Here is a 16,546-nt window from a genome sequence, read left to right as displayed (position 1 = left end):
AAAAGCCTGCTGCTTTGGCATAATCTGCTGGTTTTCAACGCCACGACTATCAGGATCTGCCAACCATGAAACTCGACGCCTTCGACCGCAAGATTCTCGCGGCGCTGCAACGCAACGGACGCTTGAGCAATGTCGAGCTGGCTGACGAAATCGGCTTGTCGGCCTCACCGTGTCTGCGCCGGGTGCGGATGCTCGAGGAGGCCGGGGTGATTCGCGGTTATCAGGCCAATCTCGATCGCGATGAAGTCGGGCTGGGACTGACGGTGTTTGTCGGGGTCAAGGTCGAGCGCCACAACGATGCACAGGCCGAGGCGTTTTACACCGCAGTGACGGCATTGCCGGAGGTGATTTCAGCATTTCTGGTGTCGGGGGAGTCGGATTTTTTGCTGCAAGTGGTGGTGCCGGATTTGCGTGCGTATGACCGTTTTCTCAGCGGCTGCCTGTTGAAACTGCCGGGGGTGAGTGACATCCGCAGCAACTTTGCGATTCACACGGTGAAGACGCCGAGGGCGTTGCCGCTGGGGCATCTTCCTGCCTGAGACCGAGTTGTCCCCAATCGCGAGCAGGCTCGCTCCCACATTGATCGCGATGCTTCTGAACAAACGCGATCAACTGTAGGAGTGAGCCTGCTCGCGATAGCAGACGCCCAGTCACCACATACTTTTTTGCTTACATCTGCGTCGCCATCCCCTCGACATTCATCGCCGCCTGGCGCAACGCCTCTGACCGCGTTGGATGCGGATGGCACGTCAACGCAATGTCCTCCGCCGAAGCACTGAACTCCATCGCCACGCAAAACTCGCCAATCATTTCACTCACGCTCGGACCGACCAGGTGTACGCCGAGGACTTCATCAGTGCGCTCGTCGGCGATGACTTTGGCAAACCCCTCGGTCTCGTGGTTGATCTTCGCCCGGCTGTTGGCGGTGAACGGGAATTTGCCGACCTTGTAGGCGCGTCCTTCAGCCTTGAGCTGTTCTTCGGTCTTGCCGACGCTGGCCAGTTCCGGTTTGGTGTAGATCACGTTGGGGATCAGGTCGTAATTGACCTCGCCGGCCTTGCCATGGATCTGCTCGACGCAGGCCATCGCTTCGTCTTCAGCCTTGTGCGCGAGCATCGGCCCGGAGGTCACATCGCCGATCACCCAGACCCCTGCCGCTTCGGTGCGGTGCTGTTTGTTGGCGAGCATGCCGCGCTTGTCGGTGCTCAGGCCGACGTTTTCCAGACCTAGGCCCTGGGTATAAGGGCGGCGACCGATAGCGACCAGCACGTAATCGGCTTCCAGCAACTCGGCAGTGCCGCCAGCGGCCGGCTCGACGCTGAGTTGCACACCGTTGGCGGAAGCGGTGGCGCTGGTGACTTTCGAACTCAACTTGAACGTGATGCCCTGTTTGCTCAGCGAGCGCTGCAGGGTTTTGCCGGCCTCACCATCGACGCCCGGGCAGATGCGGTCGAGGTATTCGACCACGGTGACCTGCGCGCCGAGCCGCCGCCACACCGAGCCCAACTCCAGACCGATCACACCGGCACCGATCACCACCAGGTGTTTGGGCACTTCACTCAGGGAAAGCGCACCGGTCGAATCAAGGATACGTTTGTTGTCGATCTCGACACCGGGCAGGGGAGTGGGCTCGGAACCGGTGGCGATGATGATGTCCTTGGCGGTCAGTTCGACTTTGCCGCCCTGATCGTCGGTCACCGTAACCTTGCCGGGGCCGTCGATGTGGCCCCAGCCCTTGATCCAGTCGACCTTGTTCTTGCGAAACAGAAATTCGATGCCTTTGGTCAGGCCTGCCACGCTTTCGTCTTTCTGTTTCATCATTTGCACAAGGTTTAGCGTCGGTTTGACCTCGATGCCGAGGTTGGCGAATTCCGCACCCATCGCCGCATCGTAAAGCTCTGATGCATGCAGCAAGGCTTTGGACGGCATGCAACCAACGTTCAGGCAGGTGCCGCCGAGGGTTGCCCGGCCTTCGACGCAAGCGGCCTTGAGCCCCAACTGGCCGGCGCGGATCGCCGCGTTATAACCACCCGGGCCGCCGCCCAGAATCACTACGTCATAGTTGCTCATGTGCTTGCTCCTGATGGATGGATGCAGATCGCTAACGGTAGTTTCGGATAAAAATTACGAACGTAATATGTGCGTTTGCGGACATTTCGGTCAAGGCTTCAGCCAAGCGACAGGTTGGGCATCTTTGAATAAGCGTAATTGTGTACGAATATTTCACGCTTTTCGTTATATCGTAACGATATGCAGTGTGGGCTAATGAATTGGGGTGATATGCAAGTCGATCTGGAGGTGGATGGCACGCACGTGACCGGACTGCCGCGCTTTCAACAGGCGGCCGTGCAGAGCCGGCGTCTGCGCCGCTGGGCGATCGGCCTCGGCGGACTGGCTGGGGCAGGGTGGGTGCTGGCGTTCTTTGTCGGGCTGTTTGCCCCGCAGTCATTGTGGCTGCCGCTGCTGGTCAATCAGAGCGCCGCGCTGCTGGTGCTGGTTGCCGGGCTGCAATCGGCGTGGTGGGTGACACAGTGGCGCGCGCGGGTGATCAATCCTGTGGTGCTGGCGCCGCTTGCCGTGGAGGAACAACCCGCGCCGCTGGGGTGGTATGAGCGGCTGCTGGACCGTTTGAGCCAACGTAGCCTGCACCTGCTCGGCCAGATCGGCGCGGCGACGCTGTGGTTGGGTGGCTGGGCGCTGCTGACGGTGCTGAGCATCGAGCAGGTGTGGAACCTGACGTTGCCGGCCGCTGCGGTGGGTTTATCGGCAACGGTGGGCGCAGCGTTGGCATTGTTGCTGGCGTTCGGTCTGCTGGTGCTGGAGCGGCAACTGGCCCAGGAAAACCCGGCGCAATGGCCCGAAGCGGTTTCACTCGCGCAACTGACGCGTGTGGCGATCATCAGCCTGGTGCTGGGCGCACTGTGTTTGTTGTTCGCGGGCGAGAATGCGGTGTGGCCAGTTCGCGTCGCTGTCCTGATCGGTATCTTGCCGGGATTGGTCGCGATCGAGTTGTTATTGCGCGCCGTTCTGTCAGTGTTCAGTCCTCGTCACGAGCAGCTTGAGCCGCGCCTGCTGGCGCGCAGTTTTGTCGTCGATATGTTGCGCTGGCCGCCACAACCTTTACTCGCGTTGCAGCATGAATTGCACAACCGTTTTGGCATTGATCTGCGCCAGATCTGGGCGTTCAGCTACATGCGCCGTGCTTTTCTACAGGTGCTGGTGCTAGTAGCCGCAGTGGGTTGGTTGCTCACCGGGATCCATGAAATTCCGCTACAGGGACGCGGTATTTATGAGCGCTTCGGCAAACCGGTGCAGGTATTCGGCCCGGGGTTGCACAGCGGCTTACCCTGGCCGCTGGGGCGGGTGCGGATCATCGAAAACGGCGTGGTGCATGAACTGGCCACCAGCGTCGGCGACAACCCGGTCCCGCTGCAAGCCGACCCTGCTGAGGGTCCGGCACCGATGACCGCCAACCGTTTGTGGGACGCCAGCCACGTCAACGACAAATCGCAAGTGATCGCCAGCAGTCGTGGCGAGCAACAGAGCTTTCAGATCGTCAACATGGACGTGCGCTTCGTCTATCGCATCGGCCTCAGCGATCAGGCCGCACTGGCGGCGACGTATAACAGCGCGGATGTGCCAACGCTGATTCGCAGCACCGCCAGCCGGATTCTGGTGCATGACTTTGCCTCGCGCACGCTGGACGGCTTACTTGGTCAAGACCGGGTAGGGCTGGGCGATGAGATTGGTCGCGCGGTGCAGCGTGACCTGCAAACACTCAACAGTGGCGTGGAGATTCTCGCCACGGTCGTCGAAGCCATTCACCCGCCGGCCGGTGCTGCCAATGCCTATCACAGCGTGCAAGCCGCGCAGATCGGCGCGCAGGCATTGATCTCCCGCGAGCGTGGCGCGGCAGCTGAAGCGAGTAATCAGGCGCAATTGCAAGCCAGCCTGGCTCACGATCAGGCCAGCGCCAGTGCGCGGGAAACCAGCGCAACCGCGCAGGCGGCGGATCTGCGCTTCAACGCCGAGCAAAAAGCCTACGCCAGCGCCGGCCAGGCCTTTGTGCTGGAGCAATACCTCGGCCAGCTTGGCCAAGGCCTGAGCAAGGCCAAATTGTTGATACTCGACCACCGTCTGGGCGGTAGCAGCAATGCACCGACCATCGATCTGCGTACGTTCACGCTGCCGGCTGACCCGACGCCCGCGCGCACCACCGCTCAACCAGGAGTCGCCCATTGAGCCAGTCGCACACACACGATCATCATGACCACAGCGACCACGATCACGGTCACGGCGGGCATCACCATCACCACGGACATCATCACGGTGCGCCGGAGGAGGCCGGGCCTTTTCCTTGGCGGCGGATGGGCTGGGCAGTCTTGTTGGTAGCGTTCGCCATCGCGGCGGCAAGCCTGGTGCAAGTGCGCTCGGGCGAGGCCACGGTCATCACGCGTTTTGGTAACCCTGCGCGGGTGTTGCTTGATCCGGGTTTGAGCTGGCGTTGGCCAGCGCCGTTCGAGGCGGCGATTCCGGTCGACTTGCGTTTGCGCACGACGTCCAGTGGCTTGCAGGATGTCGGCACCCGCGACGGTTTGCGCATCATTGTGCAAGCCTACGTCGCGTGGCAGGTGCAGGGCGATGCCGACAATGTGCAGCGTTTCATGCGTGCGGTGCAGAATCAGCCGGACGAAGCGGCGCGGCAGATTCGTACCTTTGTCGGCTCGGCGCTGGAAACCACAGCGAGCAGTTTTGATCTGGCGAATCTGGTGAACACCGATGCCAGTCAGGTGCGTATCGCCGATTTCGAAGCGCAGTTGCGCCAGCAGATCGATCAGCAATTGCTCGCGACGTATGGCGTGCGGGTTGTGCAAGTCGGCATCGAGCGTTTGACCTTGCCGTCGGTGACACTCACTGCCACGGTCGATCGCATGCGCGCCGAGCGTGAAACCATCGCCACTGAACGCACGGCCATCGGCAAACGTGAGGCCGCGCAAATCCGTTCCGCAGCTGAGCGCGATGCGCGAATTGTGCAGGCTGACGCGACGGTAAAAGCGGCAGAGATCGAAGCGCAGTCTCGTGTCGAAGCGGCGCAGATTTATGGCCGTGCTTACGCCAGCTCACCGCAGCTCTACAATTTGCTGCGCTCGCTGGACACCCTCGGCACCATCGTTACGCCGGACACCAAACTGATTCTGCGTACAGACGCCGCGCCATTTCGAGTATTGGTCGACGGCCCGCCGACACTCGACAGCAAAACCGGATCGCAGCCATGAATGACGAAGTTCCACGTGGAACACATTCGCTGAACAGTCCGTGGATTCAAGCTGGGCGCTTGGCGTTTTTTGCCTTGTACGCGGTGACGATCCTGGCGGCATTAGTTTGGGTGTTTTCCAATGTGCGGCAAATCGATCCGCAAAATCGCGCAGTGGTTTTGCATTTCGGCGCGCTGGATCGCATCCAGAATGCCGGTCTGCTATTGGCTTGGCCGCAGCCATTCGAACAGGTGATTTTGCTGCCGTCAGCCGATCGGGTGATCGAGCGTCGTGTCGAGAATCTGTTGCGCAGTGATGAGGCGCTGAAGGCCGATCGGGTCGCTTCCTTTGCCACCCCCCTGAGTGATGCGCTGGCCGGATCCGGTTATTTATTGACCGGTGATGCCGGCGTGGTGCAACTGGATGTGCGGGTGTTCTACAAAGTCACTGACCCTTACGACTTCGTGTTGCAGGGCGAGCATGTCTTGCCGGCGCTGGATCGTCTGGTGACGCGCAGCGCGGTGGCGCTGACGGCCGCACGCGATCTGGACACCATTCTGGTCGCTCGACCGGAGTTGATCGGTGCTGATAATCAAGCCGCGGAACGTCGGGAAAAACTGCGTGGCGATCTGGTGCAAGGCATCAACAAACGCTTGGCCGAGTTGAAGGCAAGCGGGCAGGGCATCGGTATCGAAGTGGCGCGGGTCGATGTGCAATCGAGTCTGCCCGATCCGGCGGTCAGTGCTTTCAACGCGGTATTGACCGCTAGTCAGCAAGCCGACAAAGCTGTGGCCAATGCACGCACCGACGCCGAGAAACTCACCCAGACCGCCAATGAACAGGCCGACCGCGCGCTACAAGTCGCTCACGCGCAGGCTGGCGAGCGCTTGGCCAAAGCCTCTGCCGATACGGCCACGGTGTTGAGTCTGGCCAACACTACCGACCCGCAAATGCTCCTGCGCCTGTACCGCGAGCGCATACCGAAGATTCTCGGTCAGGCCGGATCGGTGACCACGGTCGACCCGAAAGACGATTCCCACCTGATCATTCAGGGAGCCAGTAAATGACTGCGACGACCGCCGCACCGAGCCTGTTGTCTTCGGCCGAACAACGCCGTGCTGCACGGCAACTGACCTTGGCCATGCTTGCGCTGGGCCTGCTTGGTCTGGGTCTGATCTGGCGCTGGCAGATGCCCGAGCAAACCGGTGTCAGTCAGTTGCTGTTGGGTGTTGCTTCTTTATTGGTCGCCGTACCGGTGATGCGCTCGGCGTGGTACAGCCTGCGCTATCCGAGCTTGCACGGCATCACCGATCAACTGATTGCCCTGGCTATGCTCGGTGCCTGGGCGACTGGTGACTTGCTGACGGCCGCGTTGCTGCCGATCATCATGATCTTCGGCCATGTGCTGGAGGAGCGCAGCGTCATCGGCTCGCAAGAGGCGATCCATGCCCTTGGCCAACTGACGCGCAGCCATGCGCGCAAGGTGCAAGTGGATGGCTCGATCATCGAAGTGGACAACGGCACGTTGAAAGCCGGCGACACCGTTGAAGTGCGCGCCGGTGATCGGATTCCTGCAGATGGTCGAGTGTTATCCGGTCAGGCCAGTCTCGACACTGCATCGATTACCGGTGAATCGGTGCCGGTCGAGGCGGGTGTCGGCATGTCGGTGTTCGGCGGTGCGATCAACCTCGACGGTCTGTTGCGTATTGAAGTGACGCGCACCGGTGGCGAGTCGACGCTGGGCAAGGTCATTGCGTTGATGCAGAACGCCGAGCGCTCGAAACCGCCAATCACCCGGTTGCTCGAACGTTACGCTGGCAGCTACATGGTGCTGGTCTTGCTGCTGGCGGCAGTGACCTGGTTTATCACTCACGATGCGCAAGCGATGCTTGCGGTATTGGTCGCCGCTTGTCCGTGTGCGTTGGTGTTGTCGGCTCCGGCCACGGCGATTGCGGGTGTGGCAGTGGCCGCACGTCACGGCATACTGATCCGCAGTTCGGCGTTCCTTGAGGAACTGGCCGACCTGACTTCGCTGGTGGTCGACAAGACCGGCACCCTGACTTTCGGCACCCTGCGCTTGCAGTCGATCAATAACCCGTGCGCAGAGTCATCCGTGATCATCGCGCTTGCCGCCAGCCTTGGCGCGGCAAGCAGTCATCCGGTCAGTCGTGCGCTCGCAGGGTTGGTCAGTCAGGAAGAATGTTTGGCACTCAGTGATATCCACGAACGTCAGGGCCTCGGCGTGGTGGCCATGACCGCGCAAGGCGAAGCCGCGTTGGGCCGACCGGAGTTGTTCGCGCAACTGGGCATCACCACGACGACGGTTCCCGATCACGACGGTCCGATTGCCGGGTTGGCATTGAACGGTGCATTCCTCGCTTGGTTGTTGCTTGCCGACACGGTTAAACCGGAAGCGCGTTTTGCCCTCGACGAATTGCGCGAGTTGGGTCTTGGCCGGCAATTGCTGCTGACCGGCGATCGCCAAAGCGTGGCGCAATCGCTGGCCAGCGAGGTCGGCTTGCATGAGGTGCAAGCCCAAGCCCTGCCCGAGGACAAACTCAATCACGTACTCAAGGAAATCAACAATGGTTTCCGGCCGATGGTAGTCGGTGACGGTATCAACGATTCCCTCGCACTGAAGGCGGGCGTGGTCGGTGTAGCGATGGGCGCGGGCGGAGCGGACATCGCGCTGGCCTCAGCCGACATCGTGTTGATCGGCAGTGACCTGCGCCGTCTCGGTACATGTGTGCGGCTTAGCCGCCAGTGCCGCAGGACGTTGCAGGTCAATGTGATCATCGGCCTGGGCTGGACGCTGGCCATTGTCGTGTTTGCCGCTTTCGGTTGGCTGGGTGCCGCCGGGGCGATGATCGCCGCGCTGCTGCACAACCTCAGCACGTTGCTGGTCCTCGGGAATGCCGGGCGCTTGCTGCGCTTTCAGGAGCCGTTGCTCAAGTTCAAGAACGATCTTTGAAATTATTTTTCGATCCTCTGTAACGCCGTCGGGGCCGCTCTCTCTAGTGCTATGTCGGGACTGAACAACCTTCCAGCCGACACCCCTGACGATTACCGAGGATAAGAAAAATGACCATCAAGACCGCTGCTGCTGGTGCCGCTCTCGCTTTGGCTGCCGCCACAATGTTTGCCGGTGTTGCCTCCAACGCGATGGCCGCCGATGCCAACGTTCACTGCTACGGCGTGACCGCTTGCAAAGGCCAGAACGACTGCAAAACCAAAGACCACGCCTGTAAAGGCATGGGCGCCTGCAAAGGCCAGGGCTTCAAGGCAATGACTCAGGCGGCGTGCGAAAAAGCCGGTGGCAAGGTCGGCGAATAACTGACCGGCAAGTGTTGCCGCAGTGGTTTGCGCCACTGCGGCCACTTTTTATCAGGAGTCCGCACATGTCCGCCTCTTTTCCTTTTCTGGGTTATGGCCTGGGTTTACGCAGTGCTTATTATCAACAGATCCTTGAGCAGTCGCCGGATGTCGACTGGTTCGAGGTGGTCTCGGAAAACTTCATGGTGCAGGGCGGCAAGGCTCTGTATTACCTCGATGCCTTCGCCGAACGCTATCCGTTGGTGATGCACGGCGTATCGTTGTCCATCGGCGGGCCGCATGCCCTCGATCCTGACTACCTCAAACAACTCAAACAATTGGCCGAACGCGTCCGACCGGCATGGATTTCTGATCACCTGTGCTGGAGCCGCGGCAATGCCCATCAGCTACACGATTTGCTGCCGTTGCCTTACACCGAAGAAAGCCTGGTCCACATTGCTGCTCGGGTGATGCAGGTTCAGGACATTCTGCAGCGCCCGTTGGTGCTGGAAAACGTCTCCAGTTACGTGCGCGGCGCCTCTGACGAATTCACCGAGTGGGAGTTTCTTGCTTTGCTCAGCCATGTGAGCGGCTGCGAATTACTGCTGGATGTGAACAATGTCTACGTCAGTTCACGTAATCATGGCTTCGATCCATGGGACTTCATCAGCAGCCTGCCCGTTGATAAAGTCCGCCAACTGCATCTGGCGGGGCACAGCGATTACGGCGATTACGTGATCGACACCCACGACCATCCGGTGAGCGATCCGGTCTGGGCGCTCTATCAACGCACACTCGAACATTTCGGCCCGGTGGCGACGTTGCTGGAACGCGACGATCATTTTCCGCCCTTCGAAGCGCTGCTTGATGAACTGCAAACGGCCCGTCAGCTCGGGAACAATGTTCTTGCGCGGAGGCAGCCATGCTCCTGAAAGAGTGGCAACTGGCGTTTGAAGCGTTTCTGCTCGAAGAAGACCCCAACGCGAATCCGACGTTGATCGAGAGCCTGATCGGTGGCCCGACACTGGATGTCGGCACGGGACTGGCGATCTACCACAATGCTTACAAGGCGCGTTTGCTGGACGTGTTGCGCAATGACTTTCCCACGAGCCTGCACTGGCTGGGCGATGAGGAATTCGACCGCCTCGCAATGGCTTACATCTATCGGTATCCGTCTGCGCACTTCAGCCTGCGCTGGTTGGGTAAAGGCTTCGAAGGCTTCGTCCGCGAGCATCTGGTGCCGGAACAGAGCGCGCCGCTGGCCGAGCTGATTGCGCTCGAATGGGCCTTCACCCTGGCTTTCGATGCACCTGCCGCTGAGCCGCTGACAATTGAGGCCATGGCGGCTTTGGCTCCGGAGGAGTGGCCCGAATTACGCGTCAGAGCGGTGCCGTCCATGCAACGGCTGGAGTGCCGTTTCAACAGCCTATCTTTATGGCGCTCGGTAAAGGAAGAAGCGCAATTCCCTGAAAGCGCGCCGCTCGAAATCCCACAGATCTGTCTGATCTGGCGAAACCAGTTGATCTGCAGTTACCGCAGCCTGGATTCAGCCGAAGCCACAGCTCTCATGGGCATACTCAACGGTGGCTGGAATTTCGCCGAACTGTGCGCCGAGTTAGCAGTCACTTATGGTGAGGGCGCGCCACTTCAAGCGGTTACCTGGTTGAAACAGTGGATACAGGATGGTTTGCTGGAGCGTCTGCAACGATAGACAAGGTTAATCAAATCGATAGCCTGCTATTTTTTCGGGATGGTCTACCCTCAGATCTGACGTCTGAAACAAGGGGGATTTTCCATGCTCGCGCAACTTCCACCGGCCTTACAGAATCTGCAGCTTCCGCTGCGCCTGCGACTCTGGGATGGCCATGAGTTCAATCTGGGGCCGGCGCCCAGCGTCACCATCGTGGTCAAGGACCCGACGATGGTCACCCAGTTCACCCATCCAAGCCTCGACACGCTCGGAGCGGCATTCGTTGAAGGCAAGCTGGAACTGGAGGGCTCGATCAGCGAGGTCATCCGGGTCTGCGACGAATTGAGCAACGCGTTGCTCGGCGAAGATGACGACAGTCAGCCAGTGCGTACCTTGCACGACAAGGAAACCGACGCCAAAGCCATTTCCTACCATTACGACCTGTCGAATGCGTTCTACCAGCTCTGGCTGGACAGCGACATGGCCTACTCCTGCGCGTATTTCGAAACCGGCAGCGAATCCCTCGAGCAGGCGCAACAAGCCAAATTCCGCCACCTTTGCCGCAAGCTGCGTTTGCAGCCGGGTGACTATCTGCTGGATGTCGGTTGCGGCTGGGGTGGGCTGGCCAGGTATGCCGCGCGGGAGTTCGGGGCGAAAGTGTTCGGCATCACCCTGAGCAAGGAACAACTGGAACTGGCCCGCGAACGGGTCAAAGCCGAAGGCCTGGAAGACCAGGTCGAACTGCAATTGCTCGACTATCGCGATCTGCCTCAGGACGGCCGTTTCGACAAGGTAGTCAGCGTCGGCATGTTCGAACACGTTGGCCATGCCAACTTGGCCGAGTACTGCAAAACCCTGTTCGGTGCGGTGAAGGAGGGCGGTCTGGTGATGAACCATGGCATCACCGCCAAGCACACCGACGGCCGTCCGGTGGGACGCGGTGCCGGGGATTTCATTGAGAAATACGTCTTCCCCAACGGCGAATTACCGCACCTGGCGATGATATCGGCCGAGATCAGCGAAGCCGGTCTGGAGATTGTCGACGTCGAAAGCCTGCGCCTGCACTACGCGCGCACGCTGGACCACTGGAGTGAGCGGCTGGAGGACAACCTGGAAGCCGCTGGCAAACTGGTACCGGATCAAGCGCTGCGTATCTGGCGTCTGTACCTGGCCGGCTGCGCTTATGCGTTTGCGCGCGGCTGGATCAATCTGCACCAGATCCTCGCGGTGAAGGCGCATGCGGATGGCAGCCATGAACTGCCGTGGACGCGCGACGATATCTACAACCCTTAATCGTTAAGCAGTCCTTTTCTTACCGGTGAGGGCTTTCATAGAATCGGTGAAATAAGCCGGGCGATCCGCATGCCGACCTGTTGCAGGCGGTGGATCTCCCGGCTTTCTTCTTTGGCGACCTCGTAGGCTTGCGCGAAATCGGCGCTGAGCATGTTCTCCACGCTGGCGGCGAAGTCACTGTCGACGGTCAGCAGCATCACTTCGAAATTCAGCCGGAACGAACGGTTGTCCAGATTGGCGCTGCCGATCGCGCTGATCTCGCTGTCGATCAACACCACTTTCTGATGCAGGAAACCGGGTTCGTAGCGGAATACCCGCACGCCGGCCCTCACGGCTTCAAAGGCGTAGAGACTGGAAGCAGCGTAAACGATGCGGTGATCGGGACGCGACGGCAGCAGCAATCGCACGTCGACGCCACGCAATACGGCCAGCCTCAGTGCGGCGAATACGGCTTCGTCCGGAATGAAATACGGGCTGGTGATCCACACCCGTTCGGTCGCCGCGTGGATCGCTTCGACAAAGAACAACGAGCAGGTTTCGTAGGCATCCGCCGGGCCGCTGGCGAGCAATTGGCAGAGCACGCCGTCATCCGGGTACTCGTCAGGCAGGATCAGTGGCGGCAGGGTACGCGCGGCCCAGAACCAGTCTTCGGCAAAGGATTCCTGCATACACGCGACCACCGGGCCACGTACCTTCACATGCGTATCGCGCCAAGGTGCCAGCGGTGGTTTTTCACCCATGTATTCATCGCCAACGTTATGTCCGCCGACAAACCCGACCACTCCATCGACCACGACGATCTTGCGGTGATTACGGAAGTTGACCTGAAAGCGATTGAGCCAGCCACTGCGTGTGGCGAAGGCTTTGACCTCGACGCCGCCATCACGCAACGTCTGCACATAGCTGTGGGGCAGGGCGTGGCTGCCGATGCGGTCGTAAAGCAGATGGATGGATACGCCTTCAGCAGCCTTCTTCAGTAGCAGATCACGCAAACGCTGACCGAGCCGATCATCGTGGATGATGAAAAACTGAATCAGCACTGCTTCTTTAGCTTGATCGATGGCCTGAAAGATAGCGTCGAAGGTGGCCATGCCGTTTACCAGCAATTGCACTTCGTTATTCGCCAGGCAAGGCATACGTCCCAGTTTGGGCATCGCACGTAACGAGGCATAGGCATTCGAGGCGCGTGCAGTCAGCGCTTCTTCCACCCACGGACGCCAGTTCAACTCGGAGATGGCCTGACGCATCTGTTCGTTGGCCTGGCGCCGCGCCTTGATGTAACCATCAAAAGTGCTGCGCCCAAATACCAGGTACGGAATTAGCGTGAGGTAGGGAATGAAGATCAGCGACAATGCCCAGGCGATCGAGCCTTGAGCCGTGCGCACGGTGAGCACCGCGTGAATTGCGGCGATCAGACCGAGGGTGTGTATCAGGGCGATCAGATAACCGAAAATGTGCGGTCCAAAATAATCCATGGGGCAGCCTTGCTCCGGAAGATTCAATGCTTAACAGACCATGTTCTGCCGCGAATGTCGCTATTTAATTGGTGCATGAACCGAAGCAATCGGCCGACGTCTAACGGCCACTACTGATCAGGAGTTTTTCGATGAACGTTCGTCTGCTGGGTTTGGCGCTGGGCCTGGGTTTGGCATTGCCGGTGGTTGCGCAGGCGCAGATGCTGCAGCCGGGGCTGTGGGAAATGACATCGAGCAACGTCAAGGTCGATGACCAGCCGATGGATGTGCAATCGATCCTCGGCCAGTTGCAAGGCCAGATGACCCCGCAACAGCGTGCTGCGCTGGAGAAGAACGGGATCAATATCGGCGGCAAGGGCATTCGTGCCTGTCTGACGCCGGAGCAGGTGGCGACCAACGATATTCCATTGGCCGACCCGCAATCGGGCTGCAAACAGCAGATTACCGACCGCACGGGCAACCAGTGGAAATTCCGTTTCAGTTGCCCGAAAGCGCAGGGTACCGGGGTGGCGACGTTCCTCAGTGATCGTGAATTCACCACCGTGGCCAACGGCACGTTCAATGCGATAGGGATCAATCAGAAGGGCAGTCTGGAGACTCGCGCGGTTTGGTTGGGTCAGGACTGCGGCGCTGTGAAGCCAAGAGCTTAAAAGCTTCGCGAGCAGGTCGAATCGTCGCACCGTCGCTCCCACCTTTGAAATGCAGTCTAATGTGGGAGCCTGCTCGCGAAAGCGTCTTCGTATTCAGCGCATAAACCTCAGCGCCAGCCCCCGACATCCCTCGTTCACCCGACCCTCCCGCCAGGCAATCTGCCCCGACACCATCGTCGCATTCACCCGATGCCGAAAGCTGCGCCCGGCAAACGGCGTCCATCCGCACTGCGACAGAATCGGTTGCCGATCGACCTCCAGCGTCTGCGCCTCAACCAGCACCAGATCCGCCCAGTAGCCCTCACGTAGATACCCACGATCGGGAATCGCAAAAAGATCCGCGACTCTGTGGCTGGTCTTCGCCACCAGCGTAGTGATTGGCAGCACATCGTCCGCCACCAACTCCAGCAGTGCCGGTAAAGCGTGCTGCACCAATGGTAAACCCGCAGGTGCCTGCGCATAAGGTCGCTGTTTTTCAGCCCAGGTATGCGGTGCATGGTCACTGCCGATCACATCGAGTCGATTGCTGTTCAGTGCCGCGCGTAGTGCATCGCGATCGGATGGGGTTTTGATCGCCGGATTGCATTTGATCAGGTTGCCGAGGTGGGGATAGTCGCGATCATCAAACAGCAAATGGTGCAGGCAAACTTCCGCCGTGATGTGTTTTTGCGCCAGCGGTTTGTCCTCGAACAACGCCACTTCACGCGCCGTGGTCAGGTGCAAAACATGCAGGCGCGTGCCGTGACGTTTCGCCAGATCAACCGCCATTGAAGAAGAGCGATAACAGGTCTCGGCATTACGGATCAACGCATGGGCAGCCGGGGGCAAACGATCACCGAACAGCTCATGCAAGTTGGCGGCATTGGCTTTGATGCTGGGCGTGTGCTCGCAGTGAGCCAAGAGGATCGTCGGCACCTCGGCGAACAGTCGCTCGAGGATCTCCGGATCGTCCACCAGCATGTTGCCGGTCGAGGCGCCCATGAACACTTTCACGCCTGCCACTTCGCAGGGATTGAGTGCTGCCACTGTATCGAGGTTGTCCTGGCTCACGCCAAAGTGAAAGCCGTAATTGGCCACCGAGCTGATCGCTGCCCGGCGCTTTTTATCCGCCAGTGCGTCGAGGGTAAGGGTGGCCGGTTGGGTGTTGGGCATGTCCATGAAACTGGTGATGCCACCGGCGACTGCCGCACGAGATTCGCTATGAATGCTGCCCTTGGTTGGCGCACCAGGCTCACGAAAATGCACTTGGTCGTCGATCATCCCCGGCAGCAGCCATTGGCCCTTCGCGTCGATTTCAACCTTGGCGTTTTCGCCTTCGATGCTGCGGGCAATCTTGACGATGCGCCCATTGCTGACCAACAGATCGCCGTCGAACTCGCGTCCTTCGTTGACCAGCCTTGCGTTGCGAATCAGCACGCTGCTCATGGGTTCAGAACTCGTTCTGCAAGGCTTTGTAGCCGCGCACCAGGTCGACGTTGGTGCGCGCCACGTCTTCAGAAAACTCCGAAGCGCTGACGCTCACCGGTGGAAATTGCGAGAGGTCGGTGTTCGGGCCGATGCGAGTCGTCGAGGGCACATAGAAGGCGTCCGGCAAATCTCGCCCGTCGACCACCGAGTTGTGCCGCACCACACAACCGTTGCCGACGACGCAGTTGAACAGGACGCTGTTGAAACCGATGAACACTCGATCGCCGACGACGCAGGGGCCGTGCACGATCGAGCGGTGGGCGATGGAACTGTGCTCACCGATGGTCACTGCCGCGCCGGATTTGGAATGGATGACCACGCCGTCCTGGATATTCGAATTGGCGCCGATGGTGATCGGCTCCATCTGGCCTGAGGCGTCCACTTCGTCGGCGCGAATGACTGCGTAGGGGCCGACGAAGACGTTCTCGCCGATCACCACTTTGCCGCAGATGATCGCGGTTTTATCGACGTAGGCCGATTCGGCAATGTGGGGCAAATCACCTGAAGGATTCTTGCGGATCATGGTTGGCTCAGTGCGTCGTAAAGAGTGTTGAGGTTGTATTCGAACAGACCGGTGAAGGTACTGGCGGGACCGCTGGCAGCGAGGGCATCCGAGTACAGCGTGCCGCCAATGTGCGCGCCGCTTTCGTCAGCGATCTGTTTGAGCAGGCGTGCGTCCTTGATGTTTTCCATGAACACCGCTTTGACGTGGGCCTGGCGAATCTGGGTGATCAGCGCGGCGACTTCGGCAGCCGAGGGGTCGCGTTCGGTGGACAGGCCTTGCGGTGCCATGAAGTCGATACCGTAGGCCTGACCGAGATAACCGAAAGCATCATGGCTGGTAACGATCTTGCGGTTGCCCGGTGGCAGCGCACCGAGTTTGGCTTTGGCTTCGGCGAGCAGGGCGTAGATCTGCTTCAGGTAGGTTTTGCTGTTGCGATCGTAGTCGGCTTTGTTCGCGGGATCCGCAGCGATCAGTGCTTTGGTGATATTGGCGACGTACAACTCGGCGTTCGCCAGATTGTGCCAGGCATGCGGGTCGGGAACGGTTTCGCCGTCCTCATCCAGCGAGCGTGGAATCACGCCGTGACTGGCACTGATGACCGTGGCTTTGGTCTCGGTACTGGTGACCAGACGATCCAGCCATGGCTCGAAACCCAAGCCATTCTTGACGATCAGTTTGGCCTTCAGAAGGGCTTTGGCATCGTCTGGCGTCGGCTCGTAAGTGTGAGCGTCAGCGTCCGGTCCAACCATGTTGGTGATCTGGACATGTTCGCCGCCGACCTGATGGACCATGTCGGCAAGAATGCTGAAACTAGTGACCACAGGCAGTTTTTCTGCCGCCGACAATGACATCGACAGCATCAGGCTGAACAGCACGAGTAGAGCGCGCATCGGGAAGCA

The 16,546-nt window shown here is 59.8% G+C and carries 15 protein-coding genes; 10 read left to right on the top strand and 5 right to left on the bottom strand.

Features of this window, described 5'->3' with window-relative positions; genetic code table 11:
* The first annotated feature begins 65 nt into the window (after positions 1-65).
* Complete coding sequence (locus HU754_RS00840; RefSeq protein ID WP_186620283.1) at positions 66-539, top strand: Lrp/AsnC family transcriptional regulator; 474 nt, start codon at positions 66-68, stop codon at positions 537-539.
* Positions 540-669: 130 nt separating this feature from the next.
* On the opposite strand, the gene lpdA is transcribed toward HU754_RS00840, so the two are convergent.
* Positions 670-2,070 (bottom strand): dihydrolipoyl dehydrogenase, encoded by a 1,401-nt coding sequence (lpdA, locus tag HU754_RS00835; protein WP_186620282.1) that lies wholly within the window; start codon positions 2,068-2,070, stop codon positions 670-672.
* A gap of 210 nt (positions 2,071-2,280) precedes the next feature.
* On the opposite strand from lpdA, the gene hflK (HU754_RS00830) reads away from it, so the two are divergent.
* From hflK (HU754_RS00830) to cfaB, 8 genes are all read left to right on the top strand, one after another.
* A complete protein-coding gene (hflK, locus tag HU754_RS00830; protein ID WP_186620281.1) occupies positions 2,281-4,242 on the top strand; it encodes a protease modulator HflK in 1,962 nt (653 codons plus the stop codon).
* On the top strand, positions 4,239-5,276 hold the full coding sequence (gene hflC, locus HU754_RS00825) for a protease modulator HflC (RefSeq protein ID WP_186620280.1): 1,038 nt from the start codon (positions 4,239-4,241) through the stop codon (positions 5,274-5,276). Before hflK (HU754_RS00830) ends, hflC begins: the two co-directional genes overlap by 4 nt.
* Complete coding sequence (hflK, locus tag HU754_RS00820; RefSeq protein ID WP_186620279.1) at positions 5,273-6,322, top strand: protease modulator HflK; 1,050 nt, start codon at positions 5,273-5,275, stop codon at positions 6,320-6,322. The genes hflC and hflK (HU754_RS00820) overlap by 4 nt, the downstream gene beginning before the upstream one ends.
* A complete protein-coding gene (locus HU754_RS00815; protein ID WP_186620278.1) occupies positions 6,319-8,226 on the top strand; it encodes a heavy metal translocating P-type ATPase in 1,908 nt (635 codons plus the stop codon). Before hflK (HU754_RS00820) ends, HU754_RS00815 begins: the two co-directional genes overlap by 4 nt.
* 110 nt (positions 8,227-8,336) lie before the next feature.
* Positions 8,337-8,588 (top strand): BufA2 family periplasmic bufferin-type metallophore, encoded by a 252-nt coding sequence (gene bufA2 / locus HU754_RS00810; protein WP_093429581.1) that lies wholly within the window; start codon positions 8,337-8,339, stop codon positions 8,586-8,588.
* Between the two features lie 65 nt (positions 8,589-8,653).
* Positions 8,654-9,499, top strand: a complete 846-nt coding sequence (gene bufB, locus HU754_RS00805) for an MNIO family bufferin maturase (RefSeq protein ID WP_186620276.1) — start codon at positions 8,654-8,656, stop codon at positions 9,497-9,499.
* Positions 9,490-10,278, top strand: a complete 789-nt coding sequence (locus HU754_RS00800; protein ID WP_186620274.1) for an HvfC/BufC N-terminal domain-containing protein — start codon at positions 9,490-9,492, stop codon at positions 10,276-10,278. Before bufB ends, HU754_RS00800 begins: the two co-directional genes overlap by 10 nt.
* A gap of 84 nt (positions 10,279-10,362) precedes the next feature.
* Entirely contained in the window at positions 10,363-11,550 is a 1,188-nt protein-coding gene (gene cfaB / locus HU754_RS00795; RefSeq protein WP_116254199.1) for a C17 cyclopropane fatty acid synthase CfaB, read from the top strand.
* A 35-nt stretch (positions 11,551-11,585) separates the two neighbouring features.
* On the opposite strand, the gene cls is transcribed toward cfaB, so the two are convergent.
* Positions 11,586-13,025, bottom strand: a complete 1,440-nt coding sequence (gene cls, locus HU754_RS00790) for a cardiolipin synthase (RefSeq protein WP_186620272.1) — start codon at positions 13,023-13,025, stop codon at positions 11,586-11,588.
* Between the two features lie 131 nt (positions 13,026-13,156).
* Here cls and HU754_RS00785 point away from each other — a divergent pair, with 131 nt between their 5' ends.
* A complete protein-coding gene (locus tag HU754_RS00785; protein WP_034152149.1) occupies positions 13,157-13,675 on the top strand; it encodes a DUF3617 domain-containing protein in 519 nt (172 codons plus the stop codon).
* Positions 13,676-13,768: 93 nt separating this feature from the next.
* On the opposite strand, the gene HU754_RS00780 is transcribed toward HU754_RS00785, so the two are convergent.
* Genes HU754_RS00780 through HU754_RS00770 form a run of 3 tightly spaced genes read right to left on the bottom strand, consistent with a single transcriptional unit; the run spans position 13,769 to position 16,537 of the window.
* Entirely contained in the window at positions 13,769-15,100 is a 1,332-nt protein-coding gene (locus tag HU754_RS00780; protein ID WP_186620269.1) for a dihydroorotase, read from the bottom strand.
* Between the two features lie 4 nt (positions 15,101-15,104).
* On the bottom strand, positions 15,105-15,665 hold the full coding sequence (locus tag HU754_RS00775; RefSeq protein WP_186620267.1) for a gamma carbonic anhydrase family protein: 561 nt from the start codon (positions 15,663-15,665) through the stop codon (positions 15,105-15,107).
* Positions 15,662-16,537, bottom strand: a complete 876-nt coding sequence (locus tag HU754_RS00770; RefSeq protein ID WP_186620265.1) for a metal ABC transporter substrate-binding protein — start codon at positions 16,535-16,537, stop codon at positions 15,662-15,664. The genes HU754_RS00775 and HU754_RS00770 overlap by 4 nt, the downstream gene beginning before the upstream one ends.
* Between the last annotated feature and the right edge of the window lie 9 nt (positions 16,538-16,546).

Origin of the sequence: Pseudomonas zeae (assembly GCF_014268485.2) — a bacterium.
GTDB classification, from domain to species: domain Bacteria; phylum Pseudomonadota; class Gammaproteobacteria; order Pseudomonadales; family Pseudomonadaceae; genus Aquipseudomonas; species Aquipseudomonas neuropathica.
The sequence above is the reverse complement of the archived record's forward strand: the minus strand, read 5'-3'. Positions and strand labels throughout refer to the sequence as shown.